Raw genomic sequence first — 25,145 nt, 5'->3', positions numbered from 1 at the left:
GGGGTGTGGGGTCGTTCGCGGTCGAGGTGACCGCGACCGATGCGGCCGGCGCGAAAGCCACCGCAGCGTTCCCCTGGAATGTCACCTGGTTCTGAACCACAGTCGAAGCGCACAGTGCGAGCACAGCTCCGGCCGGATGGGTCGGCGTGTCGCTCGGGGCAGCCGCCCCGGGCGCCGCGCCGGCCCGTCCGGCCGCCCCGGGAACCGAGGTTCAGCCAGCGTTTTCACCCACCCCGGCACCACGGCACACCCTGGAGGAACACCATGGTCGACAGCCACCGTGCGACACATCGAGCACGGGCCCGGACCCGAGCGCGCGATCGGGTCGAGCTCCCGATCGGGGGCGTGGATACCCCGTGACCCTTCAACAGCTGCGCTACCTGATCGCCGTCGCCGAACACGGCAGCATGACCGGTGCCGCACAGGAACTCTTCGTGGTCCAGCCCGCTTTGTCCCGATCGTTGCAGAGCCTGGAACGCGAGCTGAACGTGGTCCTGTTCACCCGGGTCGGTCGCGGCCTGGTGCCGACGGCCGCCGGTGTCCAGGTGGTCTCCCTCGCACGCAAGGTGCTCCGCGGCGTGCAGGCGATCAAGGACATCGTGCGGGTTGAGGAGCCCGCGCACGCGGACACGGTACACCTGGCCGCCACCGCGACGCTCGCCATCGAGTGCACCAGCGGCCTGCTGCCGGGCCTGGCCAAGTCGCACCCGGATCTGGACGTCGTGGTGGATCGGCAGGACAGCCGAGAGGCCCTGTTCGCCTCACTGCGGGCCGGCGACAGCGACATCGCGCTGGTGGATCTGCCCGCGCCCGGCGGTTTCGAGGTGCTGCCGCTGCGCTCGTACGAGGTGGTCCTGGTCTCGCCGAAGGGCACCCGCCTGCCGGATCCGGTCTCCTGGACGGATTTGGAGGGACTGCCGATGATCCTGCCGTCCCGCCGCAGCGGGCGGCGGGCCGACTTCGAGATGTTGTTCGCCACGGCCGGGGTGCGGCCCACGGTCGCGATGGAGACCGACGATCGCGGCGCGTGGATCCCGTGCGTGCTGGCCGGGCACGGCTCGGTGTTGTGGTACGCCGACCTGGCCCAGCCGTTCGCGTCCAGCGTCTCGGTGCGGTCGATGAGCCCGAGGCTGGTCAGGACGGTCGGCCTGGTGCGCGGGCGCGGCCCGATCAGCCGTGAGGTGCGCGCGCTGCTCGACTACAGCCGCCGTCAGGGCGTCCAGGAGATCGAGTACGTATGAGGAATCGGCGCCATGCCCGTCGGATGCGCCGTGCGTTCCGGGGCGTGTCGTCCACAGCCCGACGGGGGATCGAGGACACCCCCTACGCGACCCGAGTGCACGGGGATCCGACCAAGGCGCTGAGGACGCGCGGGGCCGGTTCGCCGGCGCGCGTGTAGGTGTCCACGAGGGCCCGGCGCACGGCCGCGAGCGCGGCGCCCGGTACCACCGCGATCGAGGGCCCGCCCGCACCCAGCGGGCGGGCCTCGACCGCTCCCGAGGCCAGTGCGGCGCGGCAGGCCGGGGACGCGGCGGCGGTTCGGTCCGGGGCCGCCCCGGCCGGCGGCGCGTCCTCGTCGGCCCGGCCGTCCGCCCACCGGGGCACCGTCAGCACGAACCGCAGGCCGAGCCGCTCGGGGTCGAACGGCAGGTGCTCCACCGCGCCCGCGTCGTCCTCGATCAGTGTGATGTGGCCCGGGCGGCCGAACAGCGCGACCTCGCCCAGTGGGGGGTCGGCGAGCCGGATCGGGGCCCGTCGACCGGTGCCGGCGCCCGGGTCGTGGAACGCCGTCTCGGCCAGCGCCGCCACGCAGGTCAGCGGGATCGAGGCGGACAGGCCGGTGTTGTCCGGCAGGTCGGTGTGCACGAGCAGGTCCAGCCCACCCGCGCCGGTGGTGCCCGCGAACACCGGGCGGGCCCAATCGGGGAGCGGGCCGACGCCGACGGCCGGGTCGATCGCGGCCGACTCCTGTGGCCGGTTGATCGAACCGACCCGGACCACCCCGTCGGCGCGCGGCGCGGCGGCGATCACGACCCGCCAGGACAGCGGCACGGCCGTGCCCGGCCCGGCCCGCGAGCCGGACAGGCGCAGCACGTACGGCGCGGACCAGACACCGGCCGGGGGGCGGCCGAACGCCTCCGCGAACACGAACGGCACCAGGCGCAGTACGGGCGCGGCGCCGCGCTCGGCGGGCAGCGCCGCGGCGGCGGACCGGATCGGCGTCGGGTCGGTCCCAGCGGCGACCGGTGTGCCGGTCCGCGGGTCGTTCCCGGGACCGACCCGCGGGCTCGTGCGGGGGAGTGGGCGCGGTCGTGGGCGGGTCATCCCGGGTCCTTTCGGGCGAGGAGACGGTAGGCGTTGCTTGCACCGTGGTCGCCGGCGGTCCGCGCGAGCAGGAAACCGACCGCGTCCAGCAGTACGGCCGCCACGAAGCACGGCACCGAGAGCACGACCAGCGCGGCCCGACGGGCCCGGCGCCACGGGGTCGGCCCGGCCGCGACCCAGGGCATCGTCGGATTCGGCCCGAGCGCGGTGAGCGCCTGGGACACCGCGCCGGTGAAGTCGTTGCCCTGGTGCGCCCGGCCGGTCTCGTGTGCGAGCACGGTGAATCCCCGTGCGTTGAGCGCGAGTTCGAGGTTGCGCCGGGGCATCAGGTGCTGGTGTTGGGGCTGGAACAGCGGCAGCCACAGGCCGCGCAGCAGCCGGCCGTACCAGCACCGCGGGTCGGGCAGTTCGATCAGCAGCCGACCGCCCGGCACCAGGACCTTCGCGGCGGCGTCCAGTTCGGCGAACGGATCGCGGGTGTGCTCCAGGTAGTGGTGCATGCTGACCACGTCGTAACCGCCGGCCAGATCGTCGGCCAGGTCGGGGAACTGGCCGCGATGACCGGCCCGGATCCAGCCGCGCCGCTCGGCCGCGGCGACCCCGTCGCCGAGGTCGAGTCCGTCGAAGGCGGTGTCCGGCAACACGCTTCGGCCGACCACGCACATGTGCGCGTGTCCGGTGCCCACGTCCAGCCACGCGCGCGGGGCGGTGTCCGCCGGCAGGTGTCGGCGCAACAACTCGGCACGGGCCCGGTAGGTGCGCGACATGGTGCCGAACAGCGCCTCGGCGCCCGGGCCGCCGAGGCCGTCGTAGAAGTCGCGGTAGTAGTACTCCAGACCGGCGAGGGACAACCGGGGGTTCTGGAACACGTGCGCGCAGTCCCGGCAGCGCTCCAGCGTGAACCGGCCGGGCTTGCCCTGGAGATGGTCGCCGATCCGGCGGTGCACCCCGAGCCGGTCCGAGCCGCACCACGGGCACGTCTCGCGGCGCTCCTCGAAGAACGCGTCCAGGCCGTGCGCGACGCTGCGCGCGTACTCCGGACGCAGCGCGGCGGGGTCCATCGCGGGCGTTCGGGCCCGGTCCGGGCGGGGCCCGAGGACCGCGCGCACCCAGCGCCATCCGGCCAGGAACGGCCGCAGCGCGGTGGCCCGACCCAGGTCGCGCGGGCGCACCGGCGAGTGGCCGGCGACCACCGCGTACGGCTGTGCCCACATGACCAGGAAGACCAGCGCGCCCCAGAACGGCGTGGTCACGCACGCCCCGGTGTAGGCGGCGGCCTCGCCCAGCCGGCCGATCAGGTTGGGCCACACCGGCACGCCCTCGGCGCGCAGTCGGCGCTTGCGCAGGGCCGGATCCGGCGGCGTCGCCGTCAGCTCGGGGGCGACCGCGTGGCCGGACTCCAGCGCGGCGAACGGACGCAGCCTGGCGGTGAGTTCGATCAGACCGGGCGGATCCAGGCCGACCAGGTCGGCGGCCGGGACGGCGGCCCGGCGCAGCACGTCGTCGTGCACCACGAGCAGGTGGCCCGCGCCGCGGCCGCGGGCGAGCGGGTCGCGGTGGGTCCGGTCCGGGTCCAATCGGCCGAGCAGGGTGAGCAGTTCGTCGGCGGGCAGGTCGCCGGGGACCAGGTCGAGCAGCAAGAGTCCGGCGCGCTCGGCGTGCCCGACGGCGGCGCGCACGGTGGATTCGTCCGGGTGCACCCCGAGCGCGGTCACGCACGTCCACCCGCCGACGGGTCGATCGACGGGCGGCGCGGGTGCTTCGGGTCCGACGGGCAGTACGGGCAGTGCGCGCAGTCGGCGGCGCAGTGTGCGGGTGCCGCCGGCCAGGCCGAGGCCGATCAACAGGGCGAGCCACGGGAACGGTCCGGCGACAGGGCTCAGCACAGCTTCTCCAGACGGTCGGCGGCGGCGTGGGCACCGCCCGCGACGGCGAACGAGGCGCGTACCCGGTGGGCCCCCGCGCGCAGGTCGGGGCGGTCCAGCACGTCGGTGACGGCGGCGCGGATCTCCGGGACGTGTGCGCGGCCGAAGCGCACCCGGACCCCGGCGCCTGCGGCCACCACCTGGCGGGCCACGATCGGCTGGTCGTCCCGGATCGGCGCGAGCACCAGCGGCAGGCCGAACGCGAGCGCCTCGCACACGGTGTTGTGACCGCAGTGCGTGACCACCGCGTCCAGGTGCGGAAGCAGGTCGAGTTGGGGTACGAACTCGCGGATCAGGACGTGCTCGGCCGGTTCGCCGGCCAGGCGCTCGGGGGCGGCCAGGATCACCTGGAGCCGATCGGCGAGCGGTCGGGTGGCCGTGACCACGGCCGGGTAGAACCGGGCGCCCGCCTCGCGGTTGAGCGTGCCGAGCGAGACCAGCACCCGGTGCCGGCCCGGGTCGAGCCGGTCCCACGGGAAGTCCACCGCCGCCGGCCTGGGCCCGAACGCGGGTCCCACATAACAGTGATGGGCAGGGGCCGGCTCGGTCAGGCCGACCAGTTCCGGCGTGGAGAAGACCAGCACGAGGCGCGCGGAGAAGCGCGGATCGCAGTCCGCCGGCACGCCGGCCGCGATCGCGGCGCCGGCGATGCGGGTGCGAACCCAGTCGGCGACCTTGGGGAAGCCCAGCAGCGGCCGGGTGAACTCGGCCGACGTGGTCGCGGACGTGGCCCACGGCACGCCGGCCCGGACGGCGGCGAACGCGCCGGCGAAGGTTTGCTGGTCGGCCACCACGACGTCCGGGCGGTATGCCGTGACCGCCGCCGTGACCCCGGGCAACATCGCGTGCGCGAGCGGCACCAGCGTCTCCTCGACGAGGAAGCGCAGCGCGGCCACTCCGCGTAACCGCTGCCAGTTCGTGTGCAGCCGGGCGTAGCCGCCTGCCTGGTCCGGGGCATCGCCGGTGGCGAACAGCCGGGCCCCCACCGGAAGCAGGTCCAGGATCTCCGGCGGTCCGCACCACACCGCGTCGTGGCCGCGCTCGGCGAGCGCGGCGGCGACCGCGACGGTGGGGTTCACGTGCCCGGTGAACGGCGGGACCACGAACATGAATCTCATCGGCCGACCTCGGGCCGCGTCGTGGCCGGCTCGTGCCCGGGCAGCCAGTCGAGCAGCGCGCTCAACACGGGCGCGGTCGCCTCGCGCAGCACGGTGTGCCCGACGCCGGGCAGCACGGTGAGTGTGCAGTCGGCCAGCAGCTCGGCCAACTCTTCAGCGGGTGGGCGGAGTTCGGAGAGTTCGCCGTACAGCGCCAGGACCGGGCAGGCGAGGTCGGCCAGTTCGCTCGGCGTCGGTGCGCGGAGCAGGGTGACGTCCTCGATCAGCGTGGTGCCGTTCAACAGCGCGTCGGCGCCGGCCCGAAGGCGGGCCACCTTGCGGGCGGGCCCGGTCGGCGGCCGCTCCGGGCCGCGATGCGACTCCAGGCCCAGGGCGGCCAGGTTAAGCGTGTTGGCCAACTCCTCGACCCAGCCGCCGGCGTACGGCTCGGCGCCGGCCGGGGTGTCCAGGCACTGCCCCTCCAGCAGCACCAGACTCGCGACCAGGTCCGGCCGGGTACGCGCGGCGTGCAGCGCGAGCAGGCCGCCGAAGCTGTTGCCGACCAGGTGCACCGGAGTCGCCAGGTCGCACGCCTTGAGCAGCGCGGCCAGGTCGGCGACCGCGGTGTCCGGGTCGTAGCCGGTCCTGGGCCGCTCGGTACGCCCGTGACCGCGCTGGTCGTAGAGCAGCACCTCGAACCCCGCGCGGGCGATCGGCGCGGCGAGCGTGTAGTAGAAGCTGGAGAGGTTGTCCAGGACCAGGCCGTGCAGGAAGACCACCGGAGTACGCGGAGCCGGTCGGTCGGCGGGGGCCCGGAGCCGTTGCACGTGAAACCGCAGCCCGTTCGCGTACACCTCGCTCACCGGGCACCGCCGACGGCCTCGGTGCGGGTGTGCGCGGCGATGAACTCGACGAGTCGACCCACGGTCATCGCCATGATCTCCTCGATCTCCAGGTCGGCGAGGAAGGCGATGAAGTCGACCCGGTCCCCATAGCGCTCCTGGAGTCGCCCGGCGAGGGCGACGAACTCGATGCTCTCCAAAGCGAGATCGTCGTCGAACCCGCTCTCGGGGGTGATCTCGGCGGCGATCAGCAGCTCCTCGCCGACGATCTCGGCGAGCATCTCGGCGACCTCGGCCAGGATCCGGTCGGCGTGCGGGTCCGCGCTCATCGGCTGCTCCCATGTGAGGTGGTGGGGAATTCGTCGGGGTCAAGCGGCCGCGTGCTCGTCCACGCGACCACGTAGCGGTCGATCCGCGTGCCGTCGGGCGCCGGATCCTCGACGTCCCGGGTGCGCACGAGGTGTTCGGCGCCGCCGGGTGCGCGCGAAGCCACCGACACCTCGGCGTCGTGGGTGCCCACGGGCCGGGCCGAGGTCACCACCCGATCCGTCGGGCGGCCGGCCGGGCCGGTGCCGTCCGCCCGATCGGCCGCGTCCTTCGCACACCGAAAGCGCAGCGTCCACAACCGGTGCTGCTCGGGCCGGCCGCCCACGAGCGCGTCCAGCAGCCGGCGTTCGTCGTCGGTCGACGGCGCGCGCCCCGGCGCCGTGGAATCGGGCGACGAGTCGGGCGCCGGGTCGAGGAGTTCGATGGCGATGCCGGCCGCGTTGGCGCTCGCGACGGCCACACCCAGCCGATGGCTGTGTGCGAACGAGAGGTACGGCGAGACCGGCTCGCGGGCGCCGGGCGCCACCACCACGCGCGCCGGCGGCCGATCCGTGCCGGCGGGGGTGATCCGGACCTGCGCCGGATACAGCGGCCCGTGCCCGGACGCCCACAACCACTGTCGCACCGCGTCCTTGGCCGCGACCCGGCCGAGCAGCCAACTCCGGCGCTCCCTGGGTGGCTTGGCGGCGAATTCGGCCCGCTCGGCGGTGTCCAGGTAGCGGCGGGTGACCAGTTCCTGCGCCGCGGGATCGGGCCAGCGGGTGCGCAGCAGACACCAGCCCTCGGGTTGTGGCTCGGCGATCCCGGTGGTGTGCGGGGTGAACTTCATCGGCCACACCCGCTCGTCGGCGGCGAATCGGCGGTAGATCCAGTCGCGTACCCGGATCCGGACCGCGCCGGTGGCCGGGTCGACCAGTTCGACGTCGCCGCGCACCGTGGTCGGCCCGATCTCCCGGATCCGCGCGGTGGCCAGCAACCTCGCGCCGGGCTCGGTGGGCGGCCCGTATCCGTCGATCGCGGCCACCGACATCGGGAACACCAGGCGATCGGTGCTCAGCCGCAACTGCATCCAGTGGCCCAGGAGTTGCCCGGCGGCGTCGAGCAGCGCACCGGGAGCGGGCAGCGCACGCAGGACGCCCCGGATGCCGTCGTCGGCGACGGTCAACACCTGCTCGACCCCGGCGAAGCCGGGGCCGTGGAACATCCAGCGATCCCGGTACAGATCCTCGGCGCGCACCGGTGCGGGGCCCTCGCCGGTGAGCGGGGTGCGGTCGGGAGCCGGGGCCGGCCGAGCGGCGTGCTCGTCGGCGAGCAGCACCTCGGTGGACATGTACCGGCCGAACTCGATCCGGACCCGGTCCTCGGCCAGGGGTGTGCGGATCAGTTCGGTGTCGGTGGCCGGGGCGACCGGCAACCAGCGCAGGGACCGTACGTCCCGATACCCGACGACCACCCGCCCCGGCCCGGCCGCCGCGTGGGCCTGTTCGCCCGCGAGCCGGATCAGCGTGGTCATCGGCAGCACCGGGAAGCGGTCCGCCGCGTCCGGCCACCACTCGGGCTGCTCGTAGACGCAGTGGTCGCGGACATAGGGGTGTTCGGCCAGGGAGAACCGGTACGCGCGGCGCTCCGAAGCCCCGGTCGGCGCCGGCGGGGAGGCGGCCGAGGGGGGAAGGGCCAAGTCGGCGACCTCGGTCAGCGAGCGGTCCGCCTCGGCCAGCGCCGCGTGGAAGGCCGCCAGGACGGGATGCCCGCCGACCACCGGGGCGGGGCGGTGCCCGCCCACGAACCGTAGCGGCCCGGCGGCCGAGCCCAGCGCGACCAGCGGCGACCCGAGGTCGAGCCGGACGATCGGCCCGACGGGCGCCGGAGCGGATACCGCAGGCGGTGCCGGCGCCGAGCTGGTCGGGGCCGCCGGGTCGATCGCCGCACCCTCCACCCACAGCGCCGCCGCCGCCCGCCGGAATCCCGCCAGGCCCGGCCGCAGCGTCGAGTGCGCCGCGACGGCCAGCGCGTCGCGCCCGCGCAGCGTGTCGTGCACGAACCCGACCAGGCTGCCCGCGCCCGGCTGGACGAACACCCTTACCCCGTGCGCGTACAGGGCCTCGACCGACTCCCGGAACCGGACCGGTTCGAGGAGGTGGCGGACGGTCAACTCGCGGACCGCGGCGGCGTCCCGAGGGTAGGGGCCGACGGCGGTCGCCGACCACACCGGCACGCGCGGCGCCCGCAGCGGGAGTCGCTCGAACGCGGCGGTCACCTGCCCGAGGTAGGGCGCCCACATCGGCGTGTGGAAGCCGGAGCGGAACGGCAGTTCGCCGCCCACGACGCCGGCGCCGCGCAATTGGCCCAGCACCTCGGCGACCGCGTCGGGCGGGCCGCACAGCACGCTCTGGTTCGGGCAGTTGTCGTGCGAGACGACCACCGGACCGGCGCCGACCCGCCGCCGCGCGAGGTCCGCCCCGCAGCCCACCGCCGCGTAGACCAGGTCCGGCACGGCCAACGAGTCCGGGCGCAGCGAGCCGAGGAAGCCGTCCACCGCGGCGCGCGGGTACATCCCGGCGACGACCATCGCGGTCCACTCGCCCATGCTGTGCCCGGCCAGCAGATCCGGGACCAGGCCCGCCCGTTCCAACTCGGCGGCCAGGAAGCGACCGGCGGTCAACGCGTCCACGGCCCGCCCGACCAGATCCTCGGCACCGGTCAACTCGGGCCGGGGCAGGCCGCACGCGTCGGCCAGGTCGTCCAGGCGCGGCGAGGTCTCGGGTTCCAGACCGGGGAACAGGAACGCGACCCGACCCGGCGTCGGCGCGTACGGGCCCAGCAGCGGGCGCGGGGTGAACCAGATCTCGGCCCGGCCGCGCCACGGCACGCCGCGGTCGAGGACGCGGGCGGCCAGCGTGAGGCGCTTGGGGGTCGGGTCGGCGATCGCGATTCGGCACGGTCCCGCCCGCCCGGTGGGGGCCGGCCGTCCGGCGGTGACCTCGGCCAGCAGCCGGGCCAGCTCGGACACCGAGTCGGCCGCCAGGGTCAGGACGTCGGGCACGGCCGGCCGACCCGGTCCGGTGGGCAGCGCGACCGCCCGGCCCGCGGGCGGCTGTTCCAGCACGGCGTGCGCGTTGACGCCGCCGAAGCCGAACGCGTCGACCGCCGCCAGTCGGCTTCCGCGCGGGTTGACCGGCCACTCCCGGGCCTGCCGTTGAGGCCGCATCCGGGTGCCGGCGAAGGCCGGATGCGGATCCTCGACGTGCAACGTCGGCGGCAGGGTCCGGTGATGCAGCGCGAGCGCGGCCTTGATCAGACCGGCCATCCCGGAGGCCTGCATCGCGTGGCCGATGTTGGACTTGACCGTGCCCAGCGCGACATCGGCCGGGCCGTCGCCCGCGCGCGGTCCGAAGACCTTGCCCAGCGTGGTCAGTTCGGCCTCGTCGCCGACCGGGGTGCCGGTACCGTGCGCCTCGACCAGGCCGAGCAGGCCCGGTGTGGTGGGATCGAGCCCGGCCACCCGCCAGGCCTGCTCCAGGGCCCGTACCTGCCCTTCGACCAGCGGACTCATCAGGCTCGCCGCGCGGCCGTCACTGGAGACGCCCACGCCGCGGACCACCGCGTACACCCGGTCGCCGTCGCGTTCGGCGTCGGCGAAGCGCTTGAGCAGCACCGCACCGGTGCCCTCGGAGATCAGCGTGCCGTCCGCCGCCCGGTCGAACGGCCGGATCCGCTCGCTCGCACTGAGCGCGCGCAACTGGGTGAACACACTCCACAACGTGGCGATGTGGCAATGGTGCACGGCGCCCGCGAGCACCGCGTCGCAGCGCCCGGAACGCAACTCCGCGGCGGCCTGGTCCAGCGCGAGCAGCGAGGTCGCGCAGGCCGCGTCCAACGTGTACGCGGGCCCGCCCAGGTCGAGCCGGTTGGCGATCCGGGACGCGGTGAAGCTGGGCACCAGGCCGATCGACGCGTCCGGCCGCTCCGGGCCGATCGCGTCCCGGAACGCCTCGCGAATCAGGGTCAGTCGGGCGTGATCCAACTCCGGGGCCAACTCGCCCAACAGCGAGATCAGTTGGGGCGCGGTACGGACCCGTTGGTCGAGCCGGGCGGTGGCCACGCCCATGTAGCCGCCGCGGCCGAAGACCACGCCGATCCGGGAGCGGTCAGGCAGCCGCGCCTCGCCGCCCGCGTCCGCGATCGCCTCGGCGCCGGCGCGCAGCGCGAGCAACTGGTCGGGTTCGGCACCGGCGACGACCGCGGGCATGATGCCGAAGCGCACCGGATCGAACGTGGCCAGATCGTCCACGAAGCCGCCGCGTCGGCAGTAGAAGCGATCGCTGCGGACGGGCTCGCCGGCCGTGCCGGGCGCGTAGTAGAGCGCCGGGTCCCAACGGTTCGCCGGCACGTCGGTGATCGCGTCGACGCCGGCCTCGATCAGCCGCCAAAAGCCGTCCGGGTCGGCCGCCCCGGGGAAGATCGCGCCGATCCCGACGATCGCCGCGTCGTCCGGCCGCGGGCCGGGTCCGCCGGTGTGGGCGCTCACCCGGACACCGGCCCGGCCGCCGGGACGCACGCGTACACGGCCTGCCGGTCCGCGCCCAGCGCCAACTCGGCGAGCAGCGCGTGCACACCGTGCCCGGGATCGATCAGGGGGACGCCGCGCCGCGCGTATTCGCGGGCCAACTCCGGCGTCACCATGCCGCCGCCTTCGGCTGCCCACGGACCCCAGTCGATGGTCACCACCCGCTCCGCCACCGGCGCGAGCGTGTCGCCCGAGCCCGCCGACCAGTGCCGCGCCAGGGTCGCCAGCGCGTCGTTGGCGGCGGCGTAGTCGCTCTGACCCCGGTTGCCGTACACGCCCGCGACGCTGCCGAACATGGCCAGGAACGCCGGTGGCGCCAAGGTCGGCCGCAGCGCGCGCAGGGCCGCGACCAGGGCCCGCGCGCCGGTCACCTTCGTGCCGAACACGGCTCGGAAGGATTCCGGCGTCTTGTCCACCAGGAGCCGGTCGGCCAGCACGCCCGCGCCGTGCACGATCCCGTTGAGCCGACCGTGCCGCTCGGCGATCTCGGCCAGGACCCGGCGGACCGCGTCGGCGTCGGTGACATCCGCGACGTGCAGCCGTACCGAGGCCGCGTGTTCGGCCAACTCGGCCAGCGTCGCGCGGACTCGACGGCGATTGAGCACCCGGGTCAGCTCGGCCTCGATCCGGGCCGGCTCACGCACCCCGGACGCGATCAGCGCGGCCCGCAGCGCCGGCGCGTCGGTCGCGGCGGCGAGCGCGGCGGGCTCCGGTTCGCCGCCGTCGCCGGTCCGACCGAGCAACGCGATGTGACAACCGGTGGCCCGGGCCAGGCCCAGTGCCGCCCGGGCGGTGATTCCCCGGGCGCCGCCGGTCAGCAGCAGCACCGCGTCCGGACCCAGCCGCTCGCGCAGCAGCGCGTCCCGATCGGCGGAGGAGATCTCCGGCAGCGGCGCCGGCCGGGTGCGCAGGGTCGTCCGGCGGCCGTCGGCCAGGCCGAGCAGCACCGGCGCCCCGGGCTCGGGCCGGTGCGTGGTGCGGGCCAGTTCGATCAGGAGACGGTGGGCGGGCCGGGTGGGTTCCTCCTTGGGATCCACGTCCAGGACGCGCACCACGCGGTCCGGGTATTCGAGCGCGGCGGAGCGGGCGAACCCGGCCAGGCCCGCGCCCGGCACCGGGTCGGGTCCGGCGGCGGGCTCCGACGAGCGGCCGAAGTCGCCGCCGCCGGCGGTGCCGAGGAACACCTGCCGTACGCCGCCCACCAGCGCGGCCCGCAGCAGCGGGAAGGCGTCCGGGAGGACCGGGTCCGGGCCGTCGCCGAGCGCGGCCAGGTGGACCAGCGTGTCGACGTCCGACCACGGGACGTGCGACCGCGCCGGGTCCGGGTGTTCGTCGGCGGGTTCGGCCCGATCCCGGGCGCGGACCTCGACCACGGCGCCGTGTGCCTCCAGCAGGTCGGCCAGCGCCCACGCGATCCCGCCGCCGTCCTCGACCAGGACCACCCGGCGACCGCGCAGCGCCTCGCCGGTCGGCGGGTCCGTCGATTCGCCGGGCGGCGGATCCTCGATCGGCACGCACTCGACCAGGTGCCGGGTGGGGCGGTCACCGATCGGCGGCGAATCCTCGCGGGAGGACGCGGTGGGCTCGGCGACCTCGGCGGGCCGTGCCGCCTCGCCCGACTCGGAGCCCGCCTCCAGGACGCCGGACACGATCGCGTCGATCGTCTTGACCTTGGCCAGCCGCTCGACCACGGCCTCGTCGACCGCGCCGACCGCGCCGACCGCACCCGGCAAGCGCAGCCGCAGGGCCAGTTCGCCGATGATCTCGGTGCGCTTGATCGAGTCGACGGACAGGTCCGCCTCCAGGTCCAGCGTCGGGTCGAGCATGTCCTTCGGGTAGCCCGTGCGGGTGCCCACGATGTCCAGCACCACGGCCAACACGTGCTCGCGCGTGATCGGTCCGGCCGGCGCCTCGGCCGGGAGAGCCGATCCCCCGGGCGCCGCCTCCCCGGGCGCCGCCTCCCCGGGAGTCGCCTCGGGGAGGCCCGACGGCACTCGCGCGGGAGCCGGCCACGCCACGGGAGCCGGCGACGGTGCCTCCGGCACGCCGCCCGGAACACCCAGGTAGCCGAGCAGCACCTCGCGCTGCGCGGCGACCGAGGCCCGGGCACCGGCCAGGTATTCGAGCAGCACCGCATCCCGCGCGGAGCCGGTCGGCTCGGCCGTGCCACCGGCCGCAGGCCCCAGGGGCAGCGCGGCCACCGGGGTCGCCGGGCGCAGCCCACCGGGCACCGGGCGACCGTCGGCGGTGCGCACCAGGTGGCCGTCCACGGTCCAGGCCGGGCGGGCACCCGGTTCGACGTCGATCGGCCGGATCCGGCCCGCCAGGCCGCCCGCGACCCGGACCGGCACGCCGGCCACCGCGAGTTCGGCGAGCGCGGTGAGCAGTCGGCGCAGGCCGTCCTCGCCGGGCACGTCGCAGGGCACGGCGGTGTGCGGCCGGTCGCCGAGGATCGCCCGCACCATGCCGGTCAGCGCCCTACCCGGCCCGACCTCGACGAAGATCCGCACACCCGCCCCGTACATCGCCTCGATCTGCTCGCCGAACCGCACCGGCTCGGCCACCTGACGGGCGATCAGCGCACGTACCCCGGCGGGCGTGTCCGGGTAGCGCGCGGCGGTGCTGTTGGACCACACCGGGATCCCGGGCGGGCGTACGTCCAGGTCCGCGAGGGCGGCCGTGAGGGTGTCGGCCGCCGCCGCGACCACGGGACTGTGGAACGCGCACGCCACGGGCAGGCGACGCGCGGACAGCCCGGCGCCGTCCAGCGCGGCGAGCGCCGCGGTCAGGGCTCGTTCGGAGCCGGAGACGACGGTCTGGGTCGGCGTATTGCGGTTGGCGAGCACGACGCCGTCGACGTCGGCCAACACCTCGGCCACGTGGTCCGCACCCGCCGACACCGCCGCCATCGCGCCGGGCTCGGGACCCGCGGCGGCCAGCACGGCCGCCGCCCGGATCCCGCCGAGCCGACCCAGATCGCGCGTGGACAACACGCCCGCCGACCACAGCGCGGCCACCTCGCCGTAGCTGTGCCCGGCCACCTGGTCCGGCCACACCCCGAACCGGTCGAGGAGCCGGGTCAGCGCGACCGCCGCCGCCCCGAGCGCGGGCTGCGCGTGCCGGGTGTCGGTGATCCGGGCGACCTGCTCGGCGCGCGTCGCGGCGTCGAACGCGGCGGGCGGGAACATCGCCCGTACACACTCCGGCGAGATGTCCCGCAGGCCGTCACACAGTTCGGGAAACCGGGCGAACAGGTCGGCGAGCATTCCGGGCCGCTGGCTGCCCTGCCCGGGATACAGGAACGCCACCCGCCCGGCCGGATCGGCGTCGGCCCCGGTCTCGACCCCTGCCCCGGTCCCGACCCCGGCCCCGACTCCGGTGCCGCTCCTGTTCTCGCTCACCGTCCGGTGGAAGATCTCGCCGCCGGGATCGACCGCGCCCGCCCGGGCCAGGGTGAGCTTGACCCGCAGATCGGCGTGATCGGTCGCGACGAAGGCGATCCACACCGGGTCCGGGCCACCGGATCCGACGTCGGTCCCGGCGTCGAGCTCGGTTCCGGACTCGCCGCCGACGCCCACCCCGACGCCGACCCCCGCGTCGGCGTCGGCTTCCGCGAGCGCCGCCAGCCCGCGCAGCGGCACCTCCTGCGCCGCGTCCAGCCGAGTCGTCAACCGGTCGAGCGCCGCGTGCGCCGCCGCGAGATCCGCGCCCCGGAAGCAGAACAGCTCGGCGGGCCACGCGGCGTCCGCGCCGCCCGCCCCGGCCTCGCCGGATCGCGGCGAACCGGCGAGCACCGCGTGGAAGTTGGTCCCGCCGAAGCCGAACGCGCTGACCCCGGCGACGCGTTCGCCGACCGGCGTGTGCCACGGACGGGCCCGGTCGTCGAACACGAACGGGCTCGGGTGCGGCGGTCGACGCAGGTGCAGGGTCGGCGGGCGGACCCCGAAGTGCACCGCCAGCGCGGCCTTGGCCAGTCCGGCCAGGCCGGCCGCGCACTTGGTATGCCCGATCTGGGACTTCACCGAGCCCACCGCGCAGGCCCCGGGGGTCGCGCCGTGTTCGGCGAACACCTGGGTGAGCGTGTCCAGTTCGGCGTGGTCGCCGACCACGGTGCCGGTGCCGTGCGCCTCGACCAGGCCGACCTCGGCCGGTGAGACGCCGGCCGCCCGATACGCGCGTTCCAGCGCCCGCCGCTGGCCCTCGGGACGCGGCGCGGTCAGCCCGAGCGAGCGGCCGTCGCTGGACCCCCCGACGCCCTTGACCACCGCGTACACCCGATCCCCGTCGCGTTCGGCGTCGGCGAGCCGCTTGAGCAGCACGCACACCGCGCCCTCGCCCAGCGCGATCCCGTCCGCGTCGGCGTCGAAGGTCGCACACCGTCCGGACGGTGACAGGGCTCGCACCGAGGAGAACATCAGGAAGTCGTTGATCCCGTTGTGGGTGTCCACGCCACCGCACAACACCAGGTCGCTCGACCCGGTGTTCAGCTCCTTGCAGGCCAGATCCAGCGCCGCCAACGAGGCAGCGCACGCGGCGTCCACGGTGTAGTTGACGCCGCCCAGGTCGAGCCGATTGGCGATCCGACCGGCGATCACGTTGGCCAGGACACCGGGGAAGGAGTCCTCCGTGGGGGAGGGCAGTTGTCGATCCAGGTCCTCGGGCAAATCGCCGAACCAGCCCGGGAACAGCGCGCGGAAGCCGTACGCGCCGGCCAGGTCGGTACCCGCCTCGGCGCCGAAGATCACCGATGTGCGCTCGCGCGCGAAGGTCCGCCCCGGTCCGTATCCGGCGTCCGCCAGCGCCCCCGACGCGACGTGCAGCGCGAGCAGTTGGGCCGGTTCGATCGAGGCCAGCGAGGCGGGCGGGATGCCGTACCCGGTCGCGTCGAACCCGATCGCGGGCACGAATCCACCCCACTTGGACGGGGTCCGCCCGGCCGGGACCGCTCCGGGGCCGGCGCCCTTGACCGAACCACGCGCGGTTGCGCCCGGCTCGGAGCTCGGCGCGAAGTAGCGCTCCACGTCCCAGCGTTCGCGCGGCACCTCGGTCACCGCGTCGACGCCGGCCAGGATGTTGCGCCAGTAGCTCGCCAGGTCCGGGGCACCCGGGAGCACACAGGCCATGCCCACGATCGCGACATCCTGTGGTCGGGGCGCGGCCGATCGCGGCGACCCGCCCAGCTCGCGCACCCGGCGGGCCAGCCACGCGGCCGATCCGGTGGTGATCTCGTGGTGCAGCGTGGCGACGTCGGTCGGCGCCGATCGCAGCACCGCGGCCTGGCCCAGCATGAACATCCCGTCCCGACGCTGCGCCTCCGCGTCCACCGCGACCAACTCGCCCGCCTCGCGCCGCAGACCCTTGCTGGCGATCCGCAAGCGGCCCAGGTTGAGCTGCTCCAACTCGGCCCAGACCTGCCGGGGCGGCACGCCACGCGCCTCCAACTCACGCCGACTGTCCTCGAACGCGGTCACGAACGGCGTGCCGGCGCAGCGGGTCGCGTGCCCGGGCGCGGTCCGCACCAGCGCGGTCGACGCGCACTCGATCGCCGCGGCCTGGAAACCGGGCAGGATCGCGCCACCTTCCACCGCCTCGCGGGTGAACAGGTACGCGGTGCCCATCAGCACGCCGACCGAGGCGCCCAGCTCGACCAGCGGGGCCGCCGCCGCGGCGACCATCGCGGCCGAACGCGCGTCGTGGATCCCGCCCGCGAACATCACGTCCAACCCGGCCGCGCCGCCGTGCCGTTCGGCGTACGACAACAACTCGTCCAGTTGCGCCTCCCACAACGGGAAGCTCGCGCGCGGCCCGACGTGCCCGCCGCACTCGGTGCCCTCGAAGACGAAGCGCCGGGCACCCTCGCGCAGGAACTGCGCCGCCAGTCCGGGGGAGGGCACATGCAGATAGGTGCGGATCCCGGCGGCCTCCAGGGGCGCGGCCTGCCCCGGGCGACCACCCGCGATCAACGCGTACGGCGGCCGGGCGGCGAGCACCGCGGCGAGCTGTTCGTCGCGCAGTGCCGGCGGGGCGAATCCGAGTAGGCCCGCGCCCCACGGCAGGTCGCCGAGGGCCTCGGCGGTCTCGGTGAGCAGCGCGCCCACCTCCGGGCCGCGCAGCAGGGACAGCGCCAGGAAGGGCAACCCGCCCGCCCGGGCGACCGAGTGCGCGAACGCGGCCCGATCGCTGACCCGGGTCATCGGCCCCTGTACCGGCCTGGGACCCACACCGCGCCGGGCGGCCGAGGCCACGTGGTCCACGATCGCCTCGCGCACCGCGTGCAGCACCCGGCCGGCCGTGCCGTAGCGGTCGGCGAGCCGGCCCGCCAACGCGCCGTCCTGGCCGACCGGGAGCAACTCCCGGCGCAGTCCGCCCGCGCCCGACACGGCGGCCGGATCGCCCTCCGGTCCGGCCAGCCGCGAGATCGGCAGGTCCGGACGCCGATATACCCGGTGGCCCCGGATCACCACGGTCTCGCTGCCGTCCATCGCGCGCACCGCCGCCGCGACGTCGGCGGGCACCGTACTCTCGGCCACCAGGGCCAGTTGGGTGTCGAGCAGCACCCCGGCGGCCCCGCCCGCGACCGCCGCCGCGGCGGTGTGCGGGCCGATGCCACCGGCCGCCCACACCGGGACCGACACCCGCTCGTCCGCGAGCAACTGCTGGAGCAGTACGAACGTGGTCAGCTCGCCGCACCGTCCACCGCTCTCGGCGCCGCGCGCGATCACCCCCTCGGCCCCGGCCGCGACCGCCGCGTGGGCCTGGTCGGCCGAGGTGACCTCGACCAGGACCCGCCGCCCCGGCCCGACGGTCGCGGGCGCCCACGGCGCATCGGGCGCCAGCAGCACGACGTGCACGTGCGCGGGTAGTTCACGCGGTTCCAGCGGACAGCCCACCGGTACCCGGACCCCGAAGGACGGGACCGCCGACGCTTCGGCCAACTCGCCGAGCGCCGCGCCGCGATCGCGGCCGAGGTCGAGCACCCCGAGCGCGCCGGCCCGGTGCGCGGCGATCACGAGTCGGGCGTTGGGACGACCAAAGGGGCTCACTGCGAGGACCTGATCGCGACGTGGGGACTGCGACGTCATGGGGGCGTGCCTCCGTTCGGAAACCGTGCGGCAGGATGAACGGTGCGGTGGAGAGAACACGCGAACCCGGCTCCGGGCACGGCGAATCGCGGCGTGCACGCCGATGCCGAAGAAACGCGCCCCGCATCCGAAAGCGGTATGAGGTCGAAAAATCGGCCGTAGCCGAATCACTGCGCCGTATCGTCGGTTTCCGGCAACGAGGAGTCAACGACGGCTCGGCCGCCGCGACTTGCCCGAACAGGCTTCGGCAGTCCCGGCTCGGGACCCCGCTCGACCAAGCGGGACACGGGCCGAGCGCCCCGCCGGACCGACCCGGACGCGCGGTCTCCGCACAGTCGATCCTTGCCCGCTCGGCATACACCGATGCCCTGGAGATTCACCCGACCCACCCACACCACCGTTCCACGAAAGGGAATTGGCCGGTTTCGCACCCTGCCGGTATGGGTGGTGTGACCGTTATGGTGCGGCGCGTGACCCTCCAGCAGCTCCGCTACCTCGTCGCCGTCGCGAACTTCGGCACCATGACCGCCGCCGCCGAAGCCCTCTACGTCGCCCAGTCCGCGCTGTCGCGGGCGCTCAAGGCACTCGAACACGAGTTGGGCGCCGAACTGTTCGTGCGCGAAGGCCGGACGGTGGGACTGACCGCCGAGGGCTCCCGGGTGGTCCGGCTCGCCCGGACCGTGCTCGACACCGTCACCGCGATCGAGGACATCGGCCGGGTGGCCGGTCCGGTCTCCGAGCCGACGCTGACCGTCGCCACCACATCCACGCTCGCGATCGGCCGCGTGGCCCGACTGGTCGCGGCGTTCGCGGGAGAGCACCCCGAGGCGCCGATCGAGGTGACCCGGCACGACGCGCGTGGAGCGGTGCTGGCCGCGGTACGGTCGGGCACCGCCGAGATCGGGGTGGCGGACGCGCCCGGGCCCGGCGACCTGCGCACCTACCGGCTGGCCGACGCCGAGGTGGTGCTCGTCTCGCCGCCGGACACGCGGCTGCCGGACCCGGTGCCCTGGAACGCGCTGGACGGCCTCCCGATGGTGCTCCCGGAGCGCGGCAGCGAGCGGCGCTCGCAATTCGAGGCGATGTTCGCCGAGATGGGCGTGCGGCCGATCGGCGCCTGCGAGCACAACGACCGGGTCAACTGGGTCGCCGGCGTCCTCAACGGCGAGGGTTCGCTGATCTGGTACCGGGACGTGGCCGAGGACGTGTTCGGCGACTCGGCCGTGATCCGCTCGCTCGACCCGCCGCTGCGCCGCGGCATCATGCTGGTCTGCAAGGAGAACGCCCGCACCCGCTCGGCGCGACTGTTCGTCGACCTGGCCCGCCGAGCCGGCCACAGCGAACCGGACGCGGACTGAGGCCCGCCGCGCGATCGGCGGCTCCGCGCCCGCGCGAGCTGCCCGTCGGCCCACCCGGCGGGCGACCGCGCCCGCCTACTCGATCGGCGCCGCCGCGGGTTCGCCGAGGTCGGGCGTGTCCGTGAAGGTGACCTGTGCTCCGCCGGGGCCGTGCAGTTCCAGCACGGTCACCGCGTTCGCCCCCGCGCGCAGCACCGGCGCCGGAACGTACAGCGTGCGCTGCGGACCGGTGCTCCAGTAGCGGCCGAGCAGAAAGCCGTTGATCCAGACCAGCCCCTTGGTCCACCCGTCCAGCCGGACGAAGGTGTCCCCGACCGCCTCCACCTCGAAGGTGCCCGAGCGCAGCACCGGTACGCCCGCCGGGATCGGCCCGGCGGCGTCCGGCAACACCGGCCCGCCCGGCGCGTCCAACGGCAGCGGGTACATCTGCCAGCCGAACAGGTTCTGCCGCTCCAACCGCACACCCCGGGTGATGCCCTTGCGGTCGTGCAGGCCGGGCCCGTAGTTGATCCGCCCGCAGTTCTCCACCAGCAGGTCCAAGCGCGCGCCGCCGGCGGGAATGGCAAGCTCGCACGAGGCCGAACCGCCCTCGCCGCGGTCGAGCACCGCGATCGGCACCCCGTCCAGGAACACCTGCGCCCGGTCGGCCAGCCCGTCCACGTGCAGCGGCGCCGCCTCGCGCGGGCCGCTGACCCACGTGCGGTACAGGACGAAGCCGTACGCCTGATCGAGCTCCTCCATGGTCAGCGTGCCGGGCGAGTACACGGGCGCGGACAGGTCCTCGACGTGCGCGAGCAGCGCCGCCGCCGAGGGCAGCGCGACCTCGCCGAGCTTGATCCGGGGCGGTAGGGCCGGCGGCGGTTCGGCCGGCAGCGGCGCGTAGCGCCCGATCACCTCGCGGAGGGCCCAGTACTTCTCGGTGAGCTCGCCGGCCTCGCCGATCGGCGCGTCGTAGTCGTAGCTGGTCACCGTCGGTTGGTAGACGCCCTCGTGCTCGTTGGCGCCGTTCATCAGCCCGAAGTTGGTGCCGCCGTGCGCCATGTACAGGTTCACCGACCCGCCGGCCGCGAGCATGTCGTCGAGCACGCCCGCCGCGTCCGCCGCGTCCCGCACGTGGTGCGGGTCGCGCCAGTGGTCGAACCAGCCGTTCCAGAACTCCATGCACACCGGCGGCCCGTCCGGCGACCAGCGGCGCAGCGTCGCGAACGCCTCGTCCGCGCGCGAGCCGAAGTTCACCGTGGGCAACACGCCGGCCACGGTCCCGCCCTGGAGCATCGGTTCGGTGGGCCCGTCGGAGGTGAACAGCAGTCCGTTCGCGCCGCGCCGGCGCAGCCCCTCGACCAGGTGCCGCAGGTACGCGACGTCGTTGCCGTAGCTGCCGTACTCGTTCTCCACCTGGAGCGCGATCACCGGCCCGCCGTGCTCGGCGAGCAGCGGCTCCAGCAGCGGCATGACCGCGTCGAGGTAGCGGTCCACGGCGGCCAGGTACGGCGGGTGGGCGCACCGCAGCCGCATCCCCGGATCCTTGAGCAGCCACGCGGGCAGGCCGCCGAACTCCCACTCCGCACAGATGTAGGGGCCGGGCCGGACGATCGCCTTGAGCCCGTGCCGCTCGGCCGCGCGCAGGAATGCGACCAGGTCCTTGCCGCCGGTGAAGTCGAAGCGTCCCGGGGTGGGTTCGTGCACGTTCCAGGCGACGTAGGTCTCGACCGTGTTCAGACCCAGGCCGCGCAGCCGGGTGAGCCGGTCGTCCCACTGCCCGGGGTGGACGCGGAAGTAGTGCAGGGCACCGGAGAGCATGCGAAACGGCCTGCCGTCGAGGGCGAAGCCGTCTCGACTCGGGACGAGGCTGGGGGTGGTCAAGACACTCCTCGGGCAGATCCGTGCGGTGGGACCGGATCATCGTGCACGAGGCGCGCGGCCCGGATGTGCACTCTTCTTCACGGTGTCGTGGACTTTTTTGCATTCCGCTACCCGTCCTGTCGAGGCTCTCACCAGGGTGGATACTCTCTGGTTCACCTTCCTTGCCATTCGGTGACCACGCACTTGGACTTTTCTTGAGGATCACTGCGACTAAGGCACGAGGGCGGCGGCAACCCGTTGACGCCTTGTCGGGCAGGGCACATGATCGGCGGCCAAGACAGCCTCCACTGCCTCCGACCACGCGCCGGGCTCCGTCGAGCCCTGCCCATTTCCCGAAGGGACGGCCACCTCATGTGGGGTAGCACCCGCGTTCCGCGCTCGTCGTCACCCGCCGCTTCGCGCTCCTCGCGCCGAGCCGGCGGGACGGCCCGGCGCGCCGCCGTCGCGGCCACGATCGCGGCCCTGACCGTGCTCACCGCCTGCGGCTCCGACTCGGACTCCGGCGACCGGACCGACAAGGCGGCACAGGGCGACAAGGCCGGGGGCCAGGGCACCGCCCAGCTCGACTTCTGGGGCTGGAACCCGGCCTACGACAAGGCCGTGACCGCGTTCAACGCCGCGCACCCCGACATCCACGTCAACTACAACAAGGTCGAGCCGGGCTCCAAGGGCGGCTACGCCAAGATGCTCGCCGCGGTGAAGGCGAACAACGCGCCGTGCCTGGCGCAGATGGGCTACGAGACGCTGCCCAGCTTCCTGGTCGAGGGCGCGCTCCAGGACGTGGACAAGGAAGCGGCGGCGGTCAAGTCGAAGTACTCGGCCGGCGCCTGGTCGCAGATGAGCGTCGCGGGCAAGACCTACGGGATCCCGGTGGACACCGGCCCGGTGGCGATGTTCTACCGCACCGACGTGTTCGCCAGGAACGGCCTGACCCCGCCCAAGACCTGGGACGAGTTCGCCCAGCAGGCGGACAAGGTGCACACGGCCGACCCGGCGGTGGCCTACTCGGCCTTCGGTGGCAACGACCCGTGGTGGTACGCGGGCATGGCCTGGCAGAACGGCGGCAGCTGGTTCAAGCCCGAGGGCGAGACCTGGAAGGTCTCGCTCACCGAGCCCGGCACGCAGAAGGTCGCCCAGTACTGGCAGCAGTTGCTGGACAGGAAGGTCGTCTCGTCCGACCCGACCTTCACCCCCGACTGGTACAAGCGGTTCGGCGACGGCAGCGTGGCCAGCTATGTCGGCCCGGTGTGGTTCACCGCGCTGCTGGAGGAGAACGCCAAGGACGCGGCGGGCAAGTGGGCGGTCGCGCCGATGCCGCAGTGGGACGCGAACGGCAAGGCCACCGGCAACATCGGCGGTTCCGGCACGGCCGTGCTCAAGGGTTGCAAGAACACCAAGGCCGCGGTCGCCTTCGCGGACTGGATGAGCAGCGACACCGCGAGCCTGACCACGCTGGTCAAGGACGCGGGCATCTACCCGGCGGCCACCGCCGGGGCGGACCTGGAGGCGATGCGGCAGCCGTCCGCGTACTTCGGCAACGCGAAGATCTACGACATCTTCAGGGAGTCCGCCGCGCAGGTCCCGGCCGGCTGGCAGTGGGGTCCCACGATGACCCAGGTCTCCGCCGACCTGACCGACCGGCTCGGCAAGGCCGGCGCCGGCAACGGCAAGCTCGCCGACGCGCTGACCGGCGTCCAGGGCACCACGATCAAGGCCGTCCAGGACAAGGGACTGAAGGCCGCCGCGGGCTGACCCGCCGTCACCACCCCGACGTAGCGGGCGGTTCGCACCGTGCCCCGTCGTCCCGCGTCACCTCGCGCGGACGGCGGGCACGCCGCCGTCGGCCCCACCCACCGGTTCCAATCAACCGCACCATCCACCGGGAGCCCGCCCTTGAGCGCACCGATCCCGCGGCGCAAGCGCCGGCGGTCCGCACCCCTGATGTTCCTCGCGCCCTTCGGCGTGCTGTTCGCCGCGATGTACGCGGTCCCCGTCGGCTACGCGATCGTCGAGAGCCTGCACAAGATGCAGCGCTCCGGCCTGGGCCTGACCCCGCCGAAGCGGGTGTACGCGGGCTTCGAGAACTACACCAAGGCGCTGCACGACGACGCGCTGTGGCACGGCGTGGGCCGGGTGCTGCTGTTCGGCGTGGTCCAGGTGCCGGTGATGCTCGGCCTCGCGCTGGTGCTCGCGCTGCTCCTGGACGCGAAGTCGGCCCGGCTCAAGGGCTTCTTCCGCACCGCCTACTTCCTGCCCTACGCGATCCCCGGCGTGGTCGCCACCATCTTGTGGGCCTTCCTCTACATGCCGCGATCCAGCCCGGTGGTGAGCGTGCTCGACGCGGTCGGCCTGCCCTCCGACTTCCTCGGCGAGGACGCCGTGTTGTGGTCGATCGCGAACGTGGTCACCTGGACCTGGACCGGCTACAACATGCTGGTCATCTACTCCGCGCTCCAGGCCATCCCGCAAGAGCTGTACGAGGCGGCCGAGTTGGACGGTTGCGGGCCATGGCGCACGGCGTGGCGGATCAAGGTTCCGCTGGTGGCCCCGGCGATCGCGCTCACCACCGTGTTCTCGGTGATCGGCACGCTCCAGCTCTACACCGAACCGCGCGTGTTGCGACCGCTGACCTCGTCCGTGGACGCGGACTACACGCCGATCATGTCCGCCTACCACAAGGCCGTCGAGAACAACGACTACGGCCAGGGCGCCGCCGTCTCGGTGCTGCTCGCCCTGGGCACGTGCGTGTTGTCCTTCGTGGTCCTCAAGCTCTCCGCCCGGCTCACGAACGGCAGGTCCTCGCTGTGACGACGCTGACCACACCGCCCGCGAGCCCGGTCCGCGAACGTACGCCGCGACCCGCGACCCGGGTGGGCAAGGGTCGTACCACGCCCATGCGTTCGCAGGTATTGACCACCTCGTTCCTGTTCCTGGTGGCGACCTACTTCCTGATGCCGGTGTGGTGGCTGCTGGTCTCCTCGACCAAGTCCTCCAGTGACCTGTTCGGCAGCAACGGCTTCTGGTTCGCCGACTGGAACCTGGGTGCCAACCTGCGCCAACTCTTCTCCGAGGACGGCGGCATCTTCCTGCGCTGGGTGTTCAACTCGGTGCTGTACGCGGTCGGCGGCGGCGTGGTGGCCACCCTGCTGGCCGCGATGGCCGGCTACGCGCTGGCCAAGTACCGGTTCCGCGGGCGGGGCGCGATCTTCTCGGTGATCCTGGGCGCGGTGCTGATCCCCACCCCGATGCTCGCGCTGCCGATCTACCTGATGCTCTCCAAGGTGCACCTGGTCGACACCGTCTGGGCGGTGTTGCTGCCCGCCGCGGTGAGCCCGTTCGGCGTGTTCCTGGCCAAGACCTACGCCGAGGCCTCGGTGCCGGACGAACTGATCGAGGCGGCCCGCCTGGACGGTGCGAGCGAGTTCCGGATCTTTCGCACCATCGGCCTGCGGATCATGTCGCCCGCGCTGGTGACCATCTTCCTGTTCCAACTGGTCGCCGTGTGGAACAACTTCTTCCTGCCCCTGATCACCCTCAACGACCAGCACCTGTGGCCGGTCACGCTGGGCCTGAACGCGTGGAACAGCGACCCCAACCAGCCGCACGCCAACCTGGTCGTGGTCGGCGCGCTGGTGTCGGTGATCCCGTTGGTCGCCGCCTTCTGGTCGCTCCAGCGGTTCTGGCGCACCGACCTGGTCGCGGGCGGGGTGAAGGCGTGAACAACCGCCGCACGCCCGCCGCCCGCCGCCGTACGATCGG

13 protein-coding genes are annotated in these 25,145 nt (G+C 74.1%); 5 read left to right on the top strand and 8 right to left on the bottom strand.

Annotated elements, in window-relative coordinates; all coding sequences use genetic code 11:
* Positions 1–356: 356 nt before the first annotated feature.
* The gene (locus tag ACIRL2_RS02620; RefSeq protein ID WP_395869590.1) at positions 357–1,241 is read left to right on the top strand and encodes a LysR substrate-binding domain-containing protein; all 885 of its coding nucleotides are present in this window, start codon (positions 357–359) and stop codon (positions 1,239–1,241) included.
* 82 nt (positions 1,242–1,323) lie between these two features.
* Here the strand turns inward: ACIRL2_RS02620 and ACIRL2_RS02615 are convergent, their stop codons facing one another.
* From ACIRL2_RS02615 to ACIRL2_RS02585, 7 genes are read right to left on the bottom strand one after another with little or no spacing between them, the layout of a single operon-like run.
* Positions 1,324–2,325, bottom strand: coding sequence for a hypothetical protein (locus tag ACIRL2_RS02615; RefSeq protein ID WP_402229594.1), 1,002 nt, complete (start codon positions 2,323–2,325; stop codon positions 1,324–1,326).
* Entirely contained in the window at positions 2,322–4,211 is a 1,890-nt protein-coding gene (locus ACIRL2_RS02610; protein WP_402229591.1) for a methyltransferase domain-containing protein, read from the bottom strand. The genes ACIRL2_RS02615 and ACIRL2_RS02610 overlap by 4 nt, the downstream gene beginning before the upstream one ends.
* Positions 4,205–5,368, bottom strand: a complete 1,164-nt coding sequence (locus ACIRL2_RS02605; RefSeq protein ID WP_402229589.1) for a glycosyltransferase — start codon at positions 5,366–5,368, stop codon at positions 4,205–4,207. The genes ACIRL2_RS02610 and ACIRL2_RS02605 overlap by 7 nt, the downstream gene beginning before the upstream one ends.
* Positions 5,365–6,210 (bottom strand): alpha/beta fold hydrolase, encoded by an 846-nt coding sequence (locus ACIRL2_RS02600; RefSeq protein ID WP_395869582.1) that lies wholly within the window; start codon positions 6,208–6,210, stop codon positions 5,365–5,367. Before ACIRL2_RS02600 ends, ACIRL2_RS02605 begins: the two co-directional genes overlap by 4 nt.
* A complete protein-coding gene (locus ACIRL2_RS02595; RefSeq protein WP_402229587.1) occupies positions 6,207–6,518 on the bottom strand; it encodes an acyl carrier protein in 312 nt (103 codons plus the stop codon). The genes ACIRL2_RS02600 and ACIRL2_RS02595 overlap by 4 nt, the downstream gene beginning before the upstream one ends.
* Positions 6,515–11,044, bottom strand: coding sequence for a beta-ketoacyl synthase N-terminal-like domain-containing protein (locus ACIRL2_RS02590; RefSeq protein ID WP_402229584.1), 4,530 nt, complete (start codon positions 11,042–11,044; stop codon positions 6,515–6,517). The genes ACIRL2_RS02595 and ACIRL2_RS02590 overlap by 4 nt, the downstream gene beginning before the upstream one ends.
* Positions 11,041–18,165, bottom strand: coding sequence for an SDR family NAD(P)-dependent oxidoreductase (locus ACIRL2_RS02585; RefSeq protein WP_402229582.1), 7,125 nt, complete (start codon positions 18,163–18,165; stop codon positions 11,041–11,043). The genes ACIRL2_RS02590 and ACIRL2_RS02585 overlap by 4 nt, the downstream gene beginning before the upstream one ends.
* A gap of 470 nt (positions 18,166–18,635) precedes the next feature.
* On the opposite strand from ACIRL2_RS02585, the gene ACIRL2_RS02580 reads away from it, so the two are divergent.
* Positions 18,636–19,523, top strand: coding sequence for a LysR substrate-binding domain-containing protein (locus tag ACIRL2_RS02580; protein WP_395869575.1), 888 nt, complete (start codon positions 18,636–18,638; stop codon positions 19,521–19,523).
* 75 nt (positions 19,524–19,598) lie between these two features.
* On the opposite strand, the gene ACIRL2_RS02575 is transcribed toward ACIRL2_RS02580, so the two are convergent.
* Positions 19,599–21,323 (bottom strand): beta-galactosidase family protein, encoded by a 1,725-nt coding sequence (locus ACIRL2_RS02575; RefSeq protein ID WP_402229638.1) that lies wholly within the window; start codon positions 21,321–21,323, stop codon positions 19,599–19,601.
* Positions 21,324–21,737: 414 nt separating this feature from the next.
* Here ACIRL2_RS02575 and ACIRL2_RS02570 point away from each other — a divergent pair, with 414 nt between their 5' ends.
* From ACIRL2_RS02570 to ACIRL2_RS02560, 3 genes are all read left to right on the top strand, one after another.
* Positions 21,738–23,138, top strand: coding sequence for an ABC transporter substrate-binding protein (locus ACIRL2_RS02570; protein ID WP_402229578.1), 1,401 nt, complete (start codon positions 21,738–21,740; stop codon positions 23,136–23,138).
* Between the two features lie 189 nt (positions 23,139–23,327).
* Positions 23,328–24,194 (top strand): carbohydrate ABC transporter permease, encoded by an 867-nt coding sequence (locus ACIRL2_RS02565; RefSeq protein WP_402229635.1) that lies wholly within the window; start codon positions 23,328–23,330, stop codon positions 24,192–24,194.
* The gene (locus ACIRL2_RS02560; protein ID WP_395869571.1) at positions 24,191–25,105 is read left to right on the top strand and encodes a carbohydrate ABC transporter permease; all 915 of its coding nucleotides are present in this window, start codon (positions 24,191–24,193) and stop codon (positions 25,103–25,105) included. The genes ACIRL2_RS02565 and ACIRL2_RS02560 overlap by 4 nt, the downstream gene beginning before the upstream one ends.
* Positions 25,106–25,145: the final 40 nt, after the last annotated feature.

It is taken from the genome of Embleya sp. NPDC127516, assembly GCF_044765325.1.
Taxonomy (GTDB): Bacteria; Actinomycetota; Actinomycetes; order Streptomycetales; family Streptomycetaceae; genus Embleya.
This window is presented reverse-complemented; position numbering and strand designations above follow the sequence as displayed.